Annotated in this window: 9 protein-coding genes; 4 read left to right on the top strand and 5 right to left on the bottom strand. The window is 53.1% G+C overall.

Annotation, left to right across the window (positions count from 1 at the left end; genetic code table 11):
- Positions 1-16 precede the first annotated feature (16 nt).
- Together R3I13_RS01680 and R3I13_RS01685 are read right to left on the bottom strand one after the other, a co-directional pair.
- Positions 17-2008, bottom strand: a complete 1992-nt coding sequence (locus R3I13_RS01680; protein ID WP_346316177.1) for a RagB/SusD family nutrient uptake outer membrane protein — start codon at positions 2006-2008, stop codon at positions 17-19.
- Positions 2009-2030: 22 nt separating this feature from the next.
- Entirely contained in the window at positions 2031-5252 is a 3222-nt protein-coding gene (locus R3I13_RS01685; RefSeq protein ID WP_346316178.1) for a TonB-dependent receptor, read from the bottom strand.
- Between the two features lie 416 nt (positions 5253-5668).
- Here R3I13_RS01685 and R3I13_RS01690 point away from each other — a divergent pair, with 416 nt between their 5' ends.
- Positions 5669-6727, top strand: a complete 1059-nt coding sequence (locus R3I13_RS01690) for an alpha/beta hydrolase (RefSeq protein WP_346316179.1) — start codon at positions 5669-5671, stop codon at positions 6725-6727.
- 5 nt (positions 6728-6732) lie between these two features.
- Here the strand turns inward: R3I13_RS01690 and R3I13_RS01695 are convergent, their stop codons facing one another.
- The 3 genes from R3I13_RS01695 to R3I13_RS01705 form a co-directional block, all read right to left on the bottom strand.
- Positions 6733-8556 (bottom strand): glycoside hydrolase family 97 catalytic domain-containing protein, encoded by a 1824-nt coding sequence (locus tag R3I13_RS01695; RefSeq protein WP_346316180.1) that lies wholly within the window; start codon positions 8554-8556, stop codon positions 6733-6735.
- Positions 8557-8657: 101 nt separating this feature from the next.
- Positions 8658-9038, bottom strand: coding sequence for a rhodanese-like domain-containing protein (locus R3I13_RS01700; protein WP_346316181.1), 381 nt, complete (start codon positions 9036-9038; stop codon positions 8658-8660).
- A 96-nt stretch (positions 9039-9134) separates the two neighbouring features.
- The gene (locus R3I13_RS01705) at positions 9135-10022 is read right to left on the bottom strand and encodes an AraC family transcriptional regulator (protein ID WP_346316182.1); all 888 of its coding nucleotides are present in this window, start codon (positions 10020-10022) and stop codon (positions 9135-9137) included.
- Positions 10023-10252: 230 nt separating this feature from the next.
- On the opposite strand from R3I13_RS01705, the gene R3I13_RS01710 reads away from it, so the two are divergent.
- From R3I13_RS01710 to R3I13_RS01720, 3 genes are all read left to right on the top strand, one after another.
- Entirely contained in the window at positions 10253-12010 is a 1758-nt protein-coding gene (locus tag R3I13_RS01710; protein WP_346316183.1) for a sodium:solute symporter family protein, read from the top strand.
- Positions 12011-12036: 26 nt separating this feature from the next.
- The gene (locus R3I13_RS01715) at positions 12037-13233 is read left to right on the top strand and encodes a glycosidase (protein WP_346316184.1); all 1197 of its coding nucleotides are present in this window, start codon (positions 12037-12039) and stop codon (positions 13231-13233) included.
- A gap of 102 nt (positions 13234-13335) precedes the next feature.
- Positions 13336-18795, top strand: coding sequence for an Ig-like domain-containing protein (locus tag R3I13_RS01720; RefSeq protein WP_346316185.1), 5460 nt, complete (start codon positions 13336-13338; stop codon positions 18793-18795).
- Positions 18796-18855: the final 60 nt, after the last annotated feature.

Below are 18855 nucleotides of genomic sequence, written 5' to 3' on the forward strand. Positions count from 1 at the left end.
ATGATGAACCTGCTACTTAAAAACCCAATGGCGGCTTATTGGCTTCAACAGGCCAGCCGGGATTCTGGTAAATGGGCGAAGTGTTCACGTCGTTGTTTTCCGAAGTGATCAGGAAGTGCTGCATCGCAATGGGACTGAAATAATGCGCCATGGCCCATCTGTAACCCGTAAACGCAAGAACCGTCGGCGTTTTCTGGTAAATGCGCAAATACGGGCTCAACGCGGGGTCCGATACAGTGCTTTTGTCGCCGATGCTATAGGTGAGCGATGATGCCTTATACCAGTTTTTGATGGGTCCCCATAATTTGAACCCTTCAACGTGATAAGGCGTGCCGATCATCTGGTCCAGCGCGCGCCAGCGGCGAAGATCCATATACCGCAGGCCCTCTCCCATCAGCTCGCAGCTCCGTTCGCGGCGGATGTTGTACAGCGTTTTATCCACCATCGCGCCGGCTGAATACACCGCCCAGTCGCCCGCCGCTTCTTTGGAGAGATCAGTTGCCGCTATCGTCTTCTGAAAATCAGGATCTACGCCGGCGCGCTTCCTGATGGCTTCCCAATAAGCTTTGGCGGTACCGTCTACCGTGCCTGTTTTTTCATAAGATGCTTCCATGTAATTAAAATAAGCTTCTGTTCCCCTCAATGAAATACTGCCTACATCGCCGCGGCCATTACCGAGCTGGGCGCCGTCGTATACGTTTCCTTTCCGGCTCATATAGCCGGTAACGTTATCATGGTTGCCTATCAGGTTCAGGATATCAGGATAAGTAACCACGGGCGTGGCGTGTGTACCGAGCGGCGAAGGTTTCAGGATATTGATCTGCCCGGGCTGCGCCAGGAACAGCCAGAGCCTGCCATCACGGTTCTCGCGGACCAGTTGTATAGAATCGTCTCCCGCATAACCGGAGCCGGGCGCATAGACGGGCAGGCCGTTCGCCATCAGGAAACGGTCTACATACCCGCGCGTAAAGCCCCATCCATGCGCGGCCTGTATGGTATTGGGAATGCCGTTGCTCACGCCCAGCCCGAGATCATAATCGCGCCACAACAGTACTTCGCTGAAGCCGGACAGGTCCGTGGAGCTGAACATCCTGCAATAGGGATTGGCTTCGCTTGCCACGGCAAAATCCTGGTTGGAGGTTTCCGCGCGCAGCGCCATGGTATTGGTTACCAGCGGCACCACGTCTGCCACTGCCTTAGCGGCTTCCATGGCCTGCGTTAAAAAAAAATCTATTTCACCTTCTATGCTGCCGGAAGGGAATTTGTAAGAGGCGTTATAATCCTTTGTTTTACCCGGCCAGTCTGGCCCGTTCGGCACATAGGCGGTGCCTTTAAAGTACTTCAGGAAAGTGCCTTCATACAGGGCCACCCTCGATTTCAGCAGCTGGGCGCAGCTTTTGGACAAACGGTTCTTCCCTCCTGTGGGAGCAGTGGCGCCCATCAGCAGGATGGCCGAATCCAGGTCGGATAAAATAAAACGGGCGACCTCGCTCTGCGGGGCGCGTTTGCTGGCAGCGGTCAACATCTGCTTATCGTCTTTCAGCGTGTTTTTGATGATGGGGAAGTCGCCCAGCGCCTGCAGCTTGTCGAAATACGCCCAGGCCCTGAGATAATACATTTCGCCTATATAGTGCCTGATGTTGGCATCGGCGCCTGTGATGGTACCGGCGGCAAGGCGCGGCAGCACCGTTTCCAGGAAATAATTGCACTGGAAGATGCCGGTAAAGGACCAGGCTCCGCCAGACTGCGCCACCCGCCATTGCCCCGGCGTGTATTTCGCGTCGTGCACCCTCCTGGCGGCCACATCGGTATGCGCGTCGCCTTCGAAATAGTTGAATATGGGCAGGCCTTCATATTGTTTGATAGCGTAGGCCGCCAGCTGTGATTCTTCCACGAGGTAGTTATCCGGCGTTACTTTCGATAAGGGTGGAATTTCGAGCAGGTCTTTGTTACAGGCGTTCAGCAGCGTTGCCAGTACTGCTGCCATGAGTATTTTATGCGCTTTCATCTTTTAGTGTTTGAAAGGATGTTCAAAAAGTTACATTCAGTCCGGCGGCGTATACTTTAAACAGCGGGTATACATTCCCACCATAACCGCCGTCTACCGTTTCCGGGTCGAACATGGAAGACATTTTTGTGATCGTGAATAAATTCTCCCCGGAAACATAGGCCCGCACTTTTTGAATGCCTGCCCTGCGGGTAAAAGCGGCGGGCAGCGTGTAACCTACCTGGAGGTTCTTTAACCGCAGGTAGGCCGCATTTTGCAGGTACCTGGTTTGCACTACCTGGTTTTTGGCGCTTATCAGCGGGCGCGGGTAGTAAGCGTCCAGGTTCTGGCCCAGCGGGTGATCGGGATCGTCGCGGAAATAATCGGCATGTTCTTTCAGGCCCACGGAGCCGTAAATGCTGGAAGAAACGCCCCAGAAATAATAACTGTTCTGGAAATAATCCCGCTTCAGCACACCCTGGAAAAATGCCCTGAAATCAACACCTTTCCAGTCTGCCCCCACTTCAGCCCCAAAGAGGTAACGCGGGGAGTTGTTGCCGATCAGCGCCAGGTCGCCATGATCGGTGATCGTATTGGCGCCGTTGGAGATCCTGCCGTCGCCGTTCAGATCGGCAAACATCAGGTCGCCGGCTTTCCAGTTGCTGCCCAGCGCATTCTGGCCGCCGTTGGGCAGCGACTTCAGGTGGTCTTCCATCTCCTGCTGCGTTTTGGCGATCCCGACCGTCTGGTATCCCCAGATCTCCCCCGTCATATGACCCGCGATGTAAGTGCCCAGGCTGCCAGTGGGATTGGGGTAACGGGTGATCTTTGTCCTGGAATCATACAGGGAGAGGCGTACGTTGTATCCAAGGCCGTTCCTGAGCTGGTCTTTCCAGTTCACTTCCAGCTCCCAGCCGTTTGTTTTGAGGTCGGTGTTGTTTGCACGCGGAACGTCGGTGCCTAAAATAACCGGCAATTCAGGCGCAGGTCCGATCATGTTCAGCGTCAGTCGCGTATAATATTCAAACGTAACGGCCAGCCTGTTTCCCAGGAAAGCCGCGTCGGCGCCCAGGTTCCAGGTGCGTATCCTTTCCCAGGAAAGATTGGAGCTGATGAGCGCCGGGGCGGATGCGGTATTGGGCCTGGCGCCGTTCACCAGCCATACGCCGTTGGAATTACCCGTCGGCATCGTTACATAAGTCGGGTACCAGTCCGTCGTATTCTGGTTGCCCAGTTCCCCAACGGAACCTCTTATCTTGAACTGCGTCACATATTTTTCCAGCGGCTGCCAGAAGGGTTCTTTATCAAGGTTCCAGCCGGCGGATACAGAGGGTGAATAAAACCAGCGCATATCCGGGCGGAAACGGGAAGAGCCGTCGTACCGCAGGTTCGCTTCCAGCAGGTATTTCCCTTTATAATCGTAGTTCAACCGCCCGAAATACCCCTGGGTAGCCCATTTCTGGTTGTTGCCTCCAACGCTGGGCGGAACGGGTTTGCCGGTGGCGTCGTTGCCAGAGGTGAGGTCCAGCACGGGCAGCGTGGGCACAATGAGGCCGTCGCGTTGCGCGGTGAACCATCTTGTTTTGGTAACTTCCGTTTGCATGCCGGCCAGCACTTTAAAGTTATGCGGACCCAGCTGGCGGGCGTATTCGGTATACACGTTCGTGTTCAGGTAATTGGTGCGGCCCGCTTCTTCATGCACATGCGAGCCGGATTTATAAACGTAGGGATTGCCCGCCACGTCGTGGTTATAAAGCTGCTGGATGTCCCAGTGGTAAAACTGGTTATTGACATTGTAATTCAGGTCGGCAAAAATTTTCCACCCGGCCAGCGGTTCTATCGTGAGCTTCAGCTGCTGCGAGTTGGCATCGTATTGTTTAGCGCCGCGCCCGCCTTCCTGGAGGCCCAGCGCGGGCGAGGGCGAGTCGTACAGGAACCCGTTGTTGTCGTACAGCGGCAGCATCGGCCAGCCCTGCGTGCCGATCAGCTGGTTCAGGGCGTTGGTCATGGTGCTCGGCCGTTCAAATTCTTCGCGGCTGAAACGCTGGATGAAAGAGAGCGACGCCCATTCGGAAAGTTTCGCGTTCACCCTGGCTGTTATATTGTAGCGTTTGAATTCGTCGCCGCCGAAACGCATAAACCCGGTTTGATCCAGGTAATTGCCGGACAGGAAATAGGTGATATTTTCTTTTCCGCCGCTGGCGCTCAGCGAATATTCCCGGGCAGGCGAGTGCGGTTTATAGATCGCGCGGTACCAATCGATATTATCGTTCCCTTCATAATAGCCGTCGGCCCAAAGATTGGGCTGGCCGGGCCTCGGGATGATAGTGGTCTTGATCTTCCCGTCTATGTAATCGCGGATGCGCTGCATGCGGGCGGGCGTAAAATAAACGCCCTGCCCGGAGTTGACGCTGGCGTCGTTGAAGTAGGTGGCGAAAGTGTAGGAATCGAGCATTTCCGGGAGCAGCACCGGTCGGCTGGAGCGGTAGCTGGCGCTCGCATTGATGATGGTCTTGCCCGCCTTGCCCTGTTTGGTCGTGATAAGGATCACGCCGAAGGGTGCGCGGGAACCATAGATGGAGGAAGCCGCCGCATCTTTCAATACAGAGATGTTATCGATATCCTGCGGGCTGATGGCATTGATATCGCCTTCCATCCCGTCTATCAGCACCAGCGGCGCCGCGCTGGATCCCTGCCCGATGGTGCCCACTCCACGGATATTGATCGATGGACGGTTCTCCATACTGCCCGCCAGCGCACCGCTTTGCGTGATATTCAACCCGGGCGACAAGCCTTGCAGCGCCTGCGCGACATTAGATACCGGCCTTGCTTCCAGTGCCTTAGAGCCGATGGTAGATACAGCGCCGGTCAGGTTGGCCTTCTTTTGGGTACCATAGCCTACCACGATGGCTGCTTCCAGGTTCTGCGCGGAAGAAGACATCATCACATCGATCACTGTTCTTTTGTTGATGCTGACCTCCTGCTCCTGCATGCCGATGAACTTAAAGAGCAGCACATTCGCGCCATCCGGCACTTTCAGCTGGTACACGCCTTCGGCATTGGTAACGGCGCCGAGGGCAGTGCCTTTTACCACAATGGTAACGCCCGGCAACGGCTGCCCTTTTTCATCGGTGACTTTACCCTTAACAGTTACGGGATCCGCGGCTGCGGCGCCGGCGGAAACGGCGAAGAGGAATAACAGCAACCCGGCAGCGCGCTTAAAGAAACGGCGTGTGGGAATGCTGCCATGCAAAAGAAAGACCATTGTTTTTCAGTTTAACGGTGAGGTATATGCGTGGATTGAAGAAACGGTGGAACATAGTTATGGTGATTCCCTTCAGGGATGGTGGAATGTAAAACCGGATAAATAATACAAATGAGAATACAGCTTATCCATACAGCACACGAAACAGTACATGTGCGCTCAGCCTGCGATTACTGCCTGCGTTCAATGGGTATAAATTTATAATGGGGAGTTGTTTAATAAAATGGATAAAAAAGCTATAAAAATGGACAATCTTATGGTGTGAAGGTTGCCGTTTTTTGAAGACGGATGATTTCCCGGTCAAAAATGGCCGCTTCAGGGGTTACCTGGTCCACTCCGCCCGGTTCGTTGTTTTAGATGGCTGTTGCATGGGGTACTTTTACATAGTGATTTGAAAAACTTTTAACTTTTTGATAATGAAAAGCACCGATTACAACCGCCGCCGTTTTTTAGGCGCCGCAGCAATCTCGCTGGGCGCTGTTGCCGAGCTTGCACTGACGGGATTTACAAACGCAGTATCTCGTCACACAGATCCTTCGAAACATGCCAGGGCTGCATATAACGGGTATACGACATTAGGGCCGGTAAAACAGGTCAATGCCGGTTTGCTGAATGTCGGCTATGCCGAAGCCGGGCCATCAGACGGGCCTGTAGTGATCCTGCTGCATGGCTGGCCTTACGACATCTACACTTATGCCGATGTGGCCCCTTTGCTTGCTGCGGCAGGGCACCGCGTGATCATACCTTTCGTACGCGGTTACGGCACCACGCAGTTCCTTTCTGATAGCACCTTCCGGAATGGCCAGCAGTCAGCGCTTGCGCTCGATATCATTCACCTGATGGATGCGCTCAAAATAGAAAAAGCAACGATCGGCGGATGCGATTGGGGAGCGCGCACGGCCAACATCATTGCGGCGCTCTGGCCCGAACGCCTGAAAGGCCTGGTATCTGTAAGCGGATACCTGGTCGCCAACAGGAATACCGGCAACGTTCCATTGATGCCCGAAGCGGAACTGCAATGGTGGTATCAATATTATTTTGCTACGGAACGCGGTAAGGCAGGTTATGAAAAATACCGTTCGGAGTTTGCCCGGCTTATCTGGCAGACCGCTTCGCCAAAATGGGATTTCGGTGATACGGTATTCAATCGCAGTGCGGCTTCCCTGAACAACCCGGATCATGTAAGTGTTGTGATACACAACTACCGCTGGCGGCTTGGCTTGGCCCCGGGCGAGGCGGAATACGACAAGTTTGAAGACCGGCTTGCCGGAGGCCCGGTGATCACTGTTCCAACAATTACCCTGGAAGGCGATGCGAATGGTGCGCCGCATCCTGATGCCAGCGCCTATGCAAAGAAATACACAGGCAAATACAAACACAAGGTTATCACCGGGGGCATCGGGCACAACCTGCCGCAGGAGGCGCCGAAGGATTTTGCAGCTGCCATACTTGAAGTGGATAGCTGGGCACGGTAAGGCATTTACTTTGTCATCCGTATCACCATCCCGCCTGTTGCCGGGATGGTAAATTTCATCGTATCCGAACGTTTTATATTCTTTTCCTGCAGCTCAAAACCTTCACCATCGCGGACTATAAGGGCTTGATATTTTCCCTTCCCGAGGAAAGCGGGGCGTAAAATGAACTCCTGCGGCTGCTCCGTTCCGTTGATGACGGCCACATACCACTCATTGCCTTTTCTTTTTGCCAGCGCCGCCAGCTGCCCAATCTCACTGCCTTCCAGCACGCGCGTTTCATCCCAGGTGACCGGCAGGGTTTGCAATAAAGGGATGACCGGCGCATACAGCGGGTCATTCACGATCGTAACGGGGTTTTCAGCCATGCATTGGAACGGGGAATTGAACAGGTACATCAAAGCCAGCTGGTGCGTATAAGTGGTGGGACCTTTGTTGGAAAAGAAGCCGGGAGTATAATCTCCATGCCCGCAAAGAAAACGGGTGAACGGAAGCGCGGCATTGTGCCAGGCCGGTATCGGCTCGTTCATGTTATTCAGCTCCAGTCCCCGTATGCCTTCTCTTGTCATTTCATTGGGGTAGGTGACGCTTTCACCTGTCGGGGCGTGGCATCCATGGAAATTCACCATCAGCCTGCGGGCGGCGGTGGCTTTGAGAAAACCGATCTCGAAATCCACCAGGGCTTTCGCTTCGCTGTTCATGAAATCCGTTTTAACGCCGGCAACGCCGCAAAGCGCCAGGCTGTCCAGGAAAGCATCGCGTTGGTTTGGTTCGCGCAGCCATTTGGAATCCCGCCACACCCAAACCTTTACCTGCCTTTCCGCGGCGTATTCGCAGATCTCTTTCAGCTGCTTCCATTTGTCCGGCCAAACGGTTTCCCAGCCTTCATCCAGCAGGGTATAGTTGAATTTCAGCGCAGCGGCGGCATCGATGAAACGTTTTTCCTCCTCCGGCTGCATGTAGTTCTCTTTTCTTGTGATCCAGCTCCAGACGGCCTTTCCCGGTTGGATGTAAGAAACATCGTTGTAAAGGGATCTATCAGGGCGCGGGTTCAATGCTGTTATCATACGATTGTTCACCAGGCTGTTCAGGTCGCCGGCGTACATCACTACACGCCAGGGTGTGAACTGGCCACCCTGCACTTCGAAGCCCTCATCCCCTTCTGTGAAATTGACCTGAACCGTTCGGTTGCCGGTTGCTTCCAGCCGCATGCCGCTGTAGTTGTATAATGCAGCCTCTGTGATAACGACATAACTTTTGTCCGGCAGCTGCATTACCAGCGGCTTACCCTGCACCGGGCCGGATGAGGAAATGACGGGCAGGCTGTCTATGGAAGTATGGGTCCACCATCCTGCGTATGACTTTAATTTCCAGGCGCTGTTGCGCTCAAAGAACCAAACGCGGGAGGATGCAGGGATGGCAAATGAAGTGAATTCTTTCCTGATCTTTTTTGTGCCTTCACCGGGCAGCCTGTACCGGAAGGCGCAGCCCTCGCTGAAGAGGCGGAACTCCATGCCGAACGTATACTGCGCGCCCTTCACGGTCACCTCACAGAGGCGGCTGTTGCCGGCAGCAGATTGCCGGGAAATGGAAATACTCCTGACGTCGCGCCCCAGCTCAATGTCCTGCAAAGCGATTCCCGCGGCAGACGGGCTGATGAGCATTTTGCTGCCGGCTGCTACAGACCAGGTTAACCGGCCTTTATCTACAGCCAGTTGCACGGATATTTTGCGGGAGGGGTCCTGTAAGCGGAGCGTATGCTGAGAAAAAACTTTCAGTACGGAGATCTGCAGCACCAGCAGGTGCGCAATAAGGTGGAATTTATAGCCCATGCTCAAATTTATCGCGCGGGCTTGCAGATGGTCCTTACCCGTGTCAATAAATATTTTGGGAACCTTCCCTTTTTACGGGAATGTTCCCAAAACACCATTACTTATTCAACAGGCAGCGACGCTTCTTTCCAGGCTTTGATACCGCCGTCGAGGTGCGCTACATTGTCATAGCCCATTTGTTTCAGCGTTTGCGCGGCCAGCGCGGAACGGCCGCCGGAAGCGCAATGCAGGATGATCCGCTTTTCTTTGTCGAACTCAGGTTTGTGATAAGGCAGGGAAGCGTCCGCATAAAATTCTAGCATTCCCCGCGGGGCATGCACAGCGCCGGGGATCATGCCGTTTTCCTTCAGCTCTTCACTTTCACGGATGTCGATCAGCGTGGCATTGCCTTTGGACAATTCGTCCTTTACCTGTTCAGGCGTAAGATTTTCGATCTGCTGTTTGGCTTCTTTCACCAGCTCAGCTGCTGATTTTGGAGTCATAAGAGGTGTGTTTTTGAGGTTTATTGATTGGAGTGTTATGTAATTTAGTGAAATACCCTCAAAATCACCCTTAAAAAAGTGCAGGTAAGCAGTCTTCTAAAAAAACGCACTAACGCCATTCTCCAAATATTGGGAACGGAATTCTTTCGGGGTATAACCTTTCTTCTTCCTGAAGATCCTGTTGAAATTGGAAATATTGTTGAAGCCGCAACCGTAGGCTATTTCCGTGATGGAATGCGTGGTATCGATCAGCATCCTGCATGCATGGCCTATCCGGATGTCTGTAAGGCTGTCAATAAAATTAGAACCGGTCTTTTGTTTGAAGAACCGGCTGAAGGCCACTTCAGACATGCTGGCTGCTTTCGACACATCCGAGAGCCTTATCGGGTTGCGGAAATTCTCCTTCATAAAATTGATCGCCTTTTCGATCCGCCGGCTGTGAAAGGTATAAGGCTGCAGGGTATTGCTGAAGGCCGTGGCGGAAAGCACGCGCATATTGCGGGAAAGCGACAGGTCGTTCAGGATAGACAAAAGCTCCAGCATCGAATCAAATCCCGTCAGCGATATCAGGCTTTCGATTCTTTTGTATAAATTCATAGCGGTATCCTGTGAAAACAAAATGCCCCGTGCCGACCTGTCCAGCAGGTTCTTGATCATCGAAAACTGGTTGCGCCGCATGAAGTTGTCATCAAACAGGTCTTTATGGAACTGAACCGTGATCTCCTGGATACGTTTGCCAGTACAATTGTGCGTGAACCATGCATGCTGAAGGTTGGGGCCCACCAGCACCAGTTCCCACTGCCCGATCTCTTCCATATGATCACCTATCACTCTTTGCGCGCCGGCCGCGTTGTAAATGAAATTCAGTTCATATTCCTCATGAAAATGAAGGGGAAAATCAAAATCCGATTTCACTCTTCTGAACACGGTGTAACAATCATAAGGCGTAAGCGGGACGATTTCCTTAGTTATTTGTTTCTTCATCGTGGAAAGTATTATAGGGAGAGGCTACATACAAGTTAAAAAAATTCCACTGCACGGTCTGTAACACAATATAAAAAATATTGGGTGTAGCTAAAAAAGTATTAGAAAGCCGGGACCCATAAAATTATTTTTGTCAATACCCATTCATCGCTAACCTTATGAAATTAAGCATCTTAGATGTTTCCATTGTTGTATGCTACTTGATAAGTATCATATTAATTGGCTGGTTTTTGCGAAAAAAAGCGCGCCAAAGTAAGGAAAACTACCTGTTAGGCGGCAAAACCATACCATGGTATATGCTGGGGTTAAGCAATGCTTCCGATATGTTCGATATCAGCGGCACTATGTGGCTGGTGGCCTTATGCATGGTATACGGCCTGAAAAGTATCTGGATACCCTGGCTCTGGCCTGTTTTCAACCAGGTTTTTAACGCTGTCTATCTCTCAAAATGGCTGCGCCGCTCCAATGCCACTACCGGCGCGGAATGGTTGGCATCAAGGTTTGGGAGCACCGGTCCCGGCACAAAAAGTTCGCATGCCATTATCGTGGTATTCGCCATTATCGGCTGCCTGGGATTTATGGCTTACGGTTTTATCGGGCTCGGGAAGTTCATTGAAATATTTGTTCCCTGGCAACTGGTGCAGCCTTATGTTCCTGTTACCGTGCCGCCGCAATTCGTTGGCCACGTTTACGGCATCATTTTCACGCTGTTCGCCGTATTCTACACCGTGATCGGCGGTATGCACAGCATCGTGCTGGGCGATGTGATCAAATATGTGGTGATGGTGATCGGCTGCATCGGCATCGGCATCATTGCCATGCAGCACCTGGAACATAATCCCCTGCCGGTTCCCGGGGGATGGAAGGACCCGTTCTTCGGCTGGAACCTGGAGCTTGACTGGCAGGCGATCTTACCTGCCGCCGATAAAAAAATAGCAGAAGACGGGTTCTCGGTTTTCGGCCTCTTTTTTATGATGATGTTATTCAAAGGCGTGTTGAATTCCATGGCCGGGTTTGCGCCGAACTACGATATGCAGAAAACACTTTCCGCCAAAAACCCGGTGGAAGCCGCTAAGATGGCGGGATTCGTGTCGGTGGTGTTATTTCCCGTAAGATACCTGATGGTGATGGGCATCGCCGTGTTGGGCCTCATATACTTCAAGAGCCTGCCTTTAAGCGACGGGGCCGGGAACGTGGATTTTGAGCGGGTGCTGCCCGGCGTTATCAACCATTTTGTGCCGGCAGGATTGCTGGGCATTGTGCTGACCGCGCTGCTGGGTGCTTTTATGGGAACGTTCTCAGGCACGCTGAATGCAGCGCAGGCCTACATCGTCAACGATATTTACCTGAAATACATCAATCCCGCGCCTGCCACCAAAAAACTGGCGCACGTCAATTACCTGGCCGGCTTGCTGGTAGTAGCCACCGGCATCCTGATCGGGTTCTTTGCCAGGGATGTGAACAGCATGCTGCAATGGATCGTATCCGGCCTGTGGGGCGGCTATACGGCCGCCAACATCCTGAAGTGGTACTGGTGGCGGTTCAATGCAAAGGGTTTTTATTATGGAATGGCAGCAGGCATATGCGGCGCGCTGATCATGTCCAGGTTATTCACCGGCGTTGAATACCTCTACTGGTTCCCGGTGCTTTTCCTGATCTCGCTCGCCGGCTGCCTGATCGGCACTTATTCGGCGCCGCCCACGGAGATGCCTGTACTGGTAAAATTTTACTGCAGCGTAAGGCCATGGGGATGGTGGGGACCGGTAAAAGAACAGGCCCGGAAAGAAGACCCATCCTTCAGGCCCAACGGGGAATTTAAAAGGGATATGTTCAACGTAGGCATCGGCACCATCGCGCAGACATGCCTTACCATCCTCCCGATGTACCTGGTGCTGGGCATGAATATGGAACTGCTCGCCACGCTGGTGTTATTGCTGGTGCTGGGTTTCATTCTCAAAAAAACCTGGTGGGACAAACTGGAAAATTAAACTGATACAAAAAACCGAACTCTCAAATGCAAGGCCACTTTACGGAAAGAAAAGAACTGCTGGAACGTCAATACAAGGCGCTGATCCAAAAAACCAACGAAGCGGTTGAAATCTCGAACGGCGTTATCCAGCGGTATAAGAACCCGGTGCTGACACCGGGACATACGCCTGTTTTCTGGCGGTACGACCTGGATATAAACGAAAACCCATTATTGCTGGAACGCTTCGGCATCAACAGCGTATTCAATGCCGGCGCCATCAGGCACCAGGATAAATATCTCGTTGCGGTAAGAGTAGAAGGCACGGACCGGAAATCGTTCTTTGCCATTGCTGAAAGCAGGAACGGCATCGATAATTTCACATTCTGGGATTACCCCATGGATATTCCGGATATAGATCCCGCGGAAACGAACGTCTACGACATGCGGCTCACCCGCCACGAAGACGGATGGATCTATGGCACATTCTGTTCCGAACGGAGGGATGAGACTGCCTGCGAAGCCGATCAAAGCTCGGCGATCGCTTCCTGCGGCATTGTGCGCACAAAAGACCTTCACACCTGGGAGAGGCTGCCCAACCTGGTAACAACTTCATCCCAGCAGCGGAACGTAGTGATCCATTCCGAGTTCGTGAACGGCAAATATGCGTTCTACACGCGGCCGCAGGATAGTTTTATTGAAGCCGGGGAAGGCGGCGGCATTGCCTTTGCCTGCTGCGACGATATCACGAACGCCCGCATCGATAAAGAAGAGCTGATCGACAAACGCGTTTACCACACTATCAGCGAAGCAAAGAACGGCCTGGGCCCTGCCCCGATCAAAACCGCTTATGGCTGGCTGCACCTGGCGCACGGTGTGCGTAATACCGCCGCAGGCCTGCGTTATGTGCTGTATTGTTTTATGACGGACCTGCACGAACCGCAAAAGATGATCTGCAAACCGGCGGGATATGTAATGGCCCCGGAAGGCGATGAAAGGACGGGCGATGTATCGAATGTGCTTTTCTCGAATGGCTGGATCAAAGATGACGACGGGAAAATATTCATCTACTACGGATCATCGGATACCCTACTGAGGGTAGCTACTACTACGGTGGAACGTTTGCTGGACTATTGCATGCACACGCCTGCGGATAAGTATCGTTCCGTTGCATCAGTGGAAAGGCTGAAACGCATCATCAAGAAAAACAAAGCAGTGATGCAGCCTGCGCCCCAGGACAAATGACCCGGGACAAAAATTACGCGATTTAGCTAAAAAAATACTGTCATATCACTATACATGGGGATATTTTTGGTTATCACCTAATTGCAACCAAATATTCCACCCATGAAAAAGATTAGCTACTCCGCGTTACTCCTAATCCTATTCCTGACGGTTTCCTGGAGCGTATATGCGCAAACGTACACCTGGAACCAGGTCAGGATAGGCGGATCCGGCGCCCTTCCTTCGTTTGTGGCGCACCCCAAGGTACCCGACCTCTATTTCATCACCACCGATGTAGGCACTCCTTACCGATGGAACAAGGACCTGCAAAAATGGGAGCATTTAATGCTGTTTGAAAAAATACCTGTGAACTACTGGAACTGGGAATTTAACCAGCGTTGCGGCAGCATTGGTGTAGACCCTAATGATGCCACCGGCAACATTCTTTATGCCACCGTGCAAAACGGCCCCGGGAGCGGGCCCGGCAAGGGCAACGGCCAGATGGGCACCATCCTGAAAAGTACCAACCGGGGCGATACCTGGACGGACCTGCAAGTTCCCATCAACGTACAACCCAACAGCACACAGGTATTTGGCGACCGCATACAGGTAGATCCCTCCAACAGCAACCATGTATGGGTCGTAACAGACTCACAGGGCGCTCTGAAATCGGAAAATGCCGGTACCAGCTGGACGCAGGTAAGCAATATCACCACGCCGGGTTATTGCTCTTTTATTCTTTTCGACCAAAGTTCCGGCACCGTTTCCATCAACGGGCAGAATGTTACCAAACGGATCTATATCGGCCGGAGCACAGGCGTATTTGCATCTGAAGACGGCGGGCTTACTTTCGCACTGATGAGCAATAGTCCTGCGCATCCCTACCGTGCTACTATCCACACGGATGGAACGATGTACGTATCTGCCGGGGCCGAGAATTTGCCAAAAGGCGTTTACAAGTATAAGAACGGCGGCTGGCAGAACATTTCTCCCGTAACTTTAGAGCCGGACCCCGATCCGAATAAACCCGACAGGTTCTTCTCCAAAGTTGCCGTGAGCCCTTTCAATTCAAATTACATCGTTGTAGGCACGCGTGGCACCTGGCAAAAGGACCCTTATTTTGTTTCAAAGCAGGGCGGCGCGCCAGGTTCATACTCGCCGGGACAGATCAGCCGTGATAATACGGAAGCGCCCCATTCGAAGAACGACGGCCTGCCGTTTAACGCTCCCGGGCATAATCCTATCGCATATACCTGGGATCCCTTTTACCCGAATAAAGTGTGGATCAACGATCTGCTGGACATACTTTCCACGGATGACGTCTTTGCGGCCCCCACCACCAACTGGAAGATCCGCGTGGTAGGTCTGGAAGAGATCATGGTTACAGGCCCACTGGTGGCTCCTCCCAGCGGCAAGAACCAACTGTTCTCTGCTACCGCGGATGTTGGCGGAGCCCACCACCGTTCGCTTACGGAGCCGTTGAACTACGGCGCTGTTAACAATACTGCACTGTTCACCGGCATCTTCTCTGCCTTTAACATGACGGGCGTAGCTTTCCAGTATACCGACCCGGAGTTTGTTGTGCGTGTCGGCTGCGACGGTCCGGCGACTACCGATCTCAGTGCGTCGCGTGCGGGTTATTCCACCAATGGCGGCGACAGCTACACCCTTTTCCCAAAATCACCCGGCGTACGCGGGCGTATAGCCGTGTCCGCTAACCGGAGGAATATTCTCTGGCTGACGCAGATGGACGGCAACAGTCCCGGCAACCTGTACTGGTCTGAAGACCTGGGTGCCAACTGGACAAAATCCACCGGCGTTTCCCCCGGCATCTTACCCGCCGGCCCGCAGTGGATGCTCTACCCCGGGCAAAACCACCTGGCAGCGGATAAAGTGAACGGCGACTATTTCTATATCTGGGACCGCGGCTCGTTCTATGTAAGTTCCGATGGCGGGAAGTCTTTCGTTAAAAGAGACGCCGAAGGCCTTCAGGCCAACGCGGGCAACAATCCGTCTACCGGCTCGGCTTATGCCACCACCTCCAACATCGAGGTAACGCCCGGGAAAACGGGCGATGTGTGGATCGCTTATCACAATGAAGCATATCCTCAATTCAGCGCCCTCTACCATACCACGGATACCGGCAGAACATTCGTCAAGGTGGGCGGGGAAAGCTTTAAGCCGAAATGGGTAGCCGCCGCGATGTCTGACACCACGGCCAATGCGCACCTGGTACTGTATGTGACCAGCCAGGCCATTCCTATCAATGGCATTCACTATGGCGCATTCCGCTCAGACGATACCGGCCGCACCTGGACAACCATTTTAGACAGGCTGCCGGGCGTGGCGCCGAATATAACGGCAGACAACAAAGGGAGGATGTTTATTTCCGCTCACGGCAATGGCATCTTTTTCGGCTCACCGGTAGCAGGGCCTGTGCAATCCGTCGAGATCATCAACCCTGCATCAGACACGCTGGTGAAAGGATATACCAACAAACTGAACGTTAAGCTGACACCCACCTATCCCACTAACCCCGCCGTTACCTGGAGCTCTTCCGATACCACGGTCGCCAAGGTGGACCAGTTCGGGAAAGTGAGCGGCATCAATGCGGGCAATGTTACTATTACCGTTACATCGGTCGATGGAGGGAAAACGGATACGCATCCTATTGTCGTCATTCCCCCGACCATTTCCACCGGCATAATGATAGACAGCGTCGTCTACGGCACGATGAATACACCCAGGCAACTCAGCTTCTCCGTTCTGCCCGCCAACACCACCAACAAAACCCTCACCTGGACCGTAGCAGACGGCACTGTTGCGAACGTGGACGCCAACGGCGTGATCACGGGCCTGAAGCTGGATACCACGACCCTCACTATTACCGCAGCAGACGGCGGATTCAGCAAAACCGTGCAGCTGATCGTCAACAACATCGTAACAGCTATCAATGCAGGCACTACGGGAAACCCTGCAACACCGTATCAGAGTATCAACATTGGCCAGTATGTACCCGAAGGGGTAGGCGGCACCGGCGGGCTCTGGCACGCGGGGTATACCGGCAGCTCCCGCATCACTGCAACGGTGGACCTGAGCCAGGTAACGGAGCCTGCGCCCCGCCAGGTATATGAATACATGCGCATTTCCAGGAATAACGTTACGCCGATGCGTTACTATCTGCGCAACCTGATCCCCAGCGCCAACTACTCCGTACGCCTGCATTTCATAGAGCCCAGCGATGCAGACAAGAACAACCGCATTTTTAGTGTGAAGGCCAGCAACGGCGACAGCCTGATCAACTTCAACGTTTACCAGGCGGCGGGCAATAAGCTGAACACCGTTGTAACACGCACCCTCCAGGCGAAATCGAACAGCGCCGGCGTTATCGAGATATGGTTCTATCCCAAAACCGGCGATCTCTACAGCGCTTCCATATCTGCCCTCGAGGCGCGTATCATTTCGCTGCAGGGGATCAACATCCAGTCGGACAGCAGCAACCTCTATGTAAGCTATACAGACACCCTGAAGCTTACCACCACGCCGCTGAACGCCACCAACCGCAACGTGTCGTACCTTTCCTCCAACCCGGCCATCGCCACCGTGGACCTGAACGGCGTGGTAACGGGGAGATCCGCCGGAACGGTTACCATCACCGCAACCTCCGCCGAGAGCGGCTTTACGGCTACCAAGACCTACAACGTGATATATGTGCCCGTTCAGTCCTTAACGCTGAGCGCTTCATCGGCCACTGTATTTGTAGGATTGACCCAGCAGCTGACCACCACCATCACGCCCGCGAACGCCAGCAATAAACTGGTGGTATGGACGTCTTCAGACACCCTGCTGGCCAAAGTAAGCGGCAACGGCACCATCACCGGCATCAAAGAAGGCGATGTGATCATAAAAGCTGCTTCCGCCGAAAACCCGGCCATTTTTGCACAGGCCAACGTGCATGTGACCAATGTACTGGCTACCGGGCTCACACTGAATCCATCTACCGCCATCATCGGGGCGGGAGACACGCTGTTGATGGGATACACCTTCTCGCCGGCAAACACTACCATCAAAAAAGTTACCTGGAGCAGCTCCGACGCTACGATCGCCACCGTAGACACCGCGGGGATCATCACTGCTATCAAGCAGGGCACAGCAACCATCACTGCCAACAGCCAGGACGGATCGGGCGTTTCAGCTACATTACCCGTAACGGTCGTGCCGTTTGACTCCTGTGGCGGTATACCCAATTACGGCTTCGAAAGCGACCTGATCAACTGGGTCACTTTTAAAAGTGACCAGCCGTTCGTCGGCGCTGTATATACAGTCGTGGGCAAAGGCCACTCCGGCGATAAAGCGGTAACCATGGGCTTTACCACTGTGAAGACCGGTATGAACATCCAGGGTTCCATACCCGTAAGAGGGGGCAGCATCATTGTATTCACCAAATGGGTGAAGGTGGAAAAAGACGCCAATGGCTATCCCTGGTGGTCAGGGTATGGCGTTGGGTTTATAGACAGCCTGGGCGCCCCTGCAGGCAACGCCAACTATCAAAAGGTGCTGTCTACCGTGGCCGCTTACCGCGACAACTGGGCACAGGTAAGAGATACCATCACCGTGCCGGACAATGCAACGGGGCTCACTTACTGGGTGGCTAAAGAAGGATTTGGCACTGTATGGCTGGATGATTATTGCATAGAAGTACTGAAAACGAACAAATCAGCGCTGTACGGCATCAACGCAGGCACCACGTTGAATCCTCCCGGCCCGTACGCCAACACCACCTTCGCGCAATATGTTCCCGAAGGGCCTACCGGTACCGATAAGCTCTGGCATGCAGGCTACACCTGGGTCATGAAAGTGAATGCGCCTGTGGACCTTTCTTACGTGGAAGATCCGGCTCCCCCGCAGGTGTATGAATATGTACGTGTATTCAAAAGCAATATCACCCAGATGCGTTATTACCTGCGCGGGCTCACTCCCGACAGTGTGTATGCCATCCGCATGCACTTCGTTGAGCACCAGGATACGGAAAAAAACAAGCGGATATTCACCATCAAGGCCACCAACGGCCTGGACAGTCTTACAGACTTCAACATCTACCAGGCCGCGGGCAACAAGCTGAATACCGCCGTTGTACGCATCATCAGGGCAAGGGCCAACAGCGCAGGTTTGATTACCGTAACCTTCTATCCGAAAACAGGAATGTATGATCCCTACAGCGGTTCTATCGCGGGAATAGAAGTGCGGAGCATTCCGCCGGCTGAATCGCAGCAAAACCTCGTTGGGGGACAAAGCAGGATTGCACAGCCCGGCATCGTCAAAGCAAACGATAGCGATGCATTAGACTTTGCAACAGAAGTATATCCCAATCCTTCCGCCACCGGCTTCAATGTAAGAATGCTTTCGCCTTCAAAAGCGCCTGCGATCCTTATCATTGTTGACAATGCCGGCACTGTCATCCATTCTGAAAAAATAAACAGTGGTGCAAGATACCAGGTTGGGCAAAACCTGAAAGCAGGGGTTTATTACATCAATATCAGGCAGGGCCATCAAAACAAAACGATGAAAGTTGTGAAACAATAACACCTTTTTTCAACGAAGAGAACGCCCGATGTAAAGGGCGTTCTCTTTACTTTTTCTTGT

Source organism: Chitinophaga sp. YIM B06452, assembly GCF_039655965.1.
Classification (GTDB): Bacteria; Bacteroidota; Bacteroidia; order Chitinophagales; family Chitinophagaceae; genus Chitinophaga.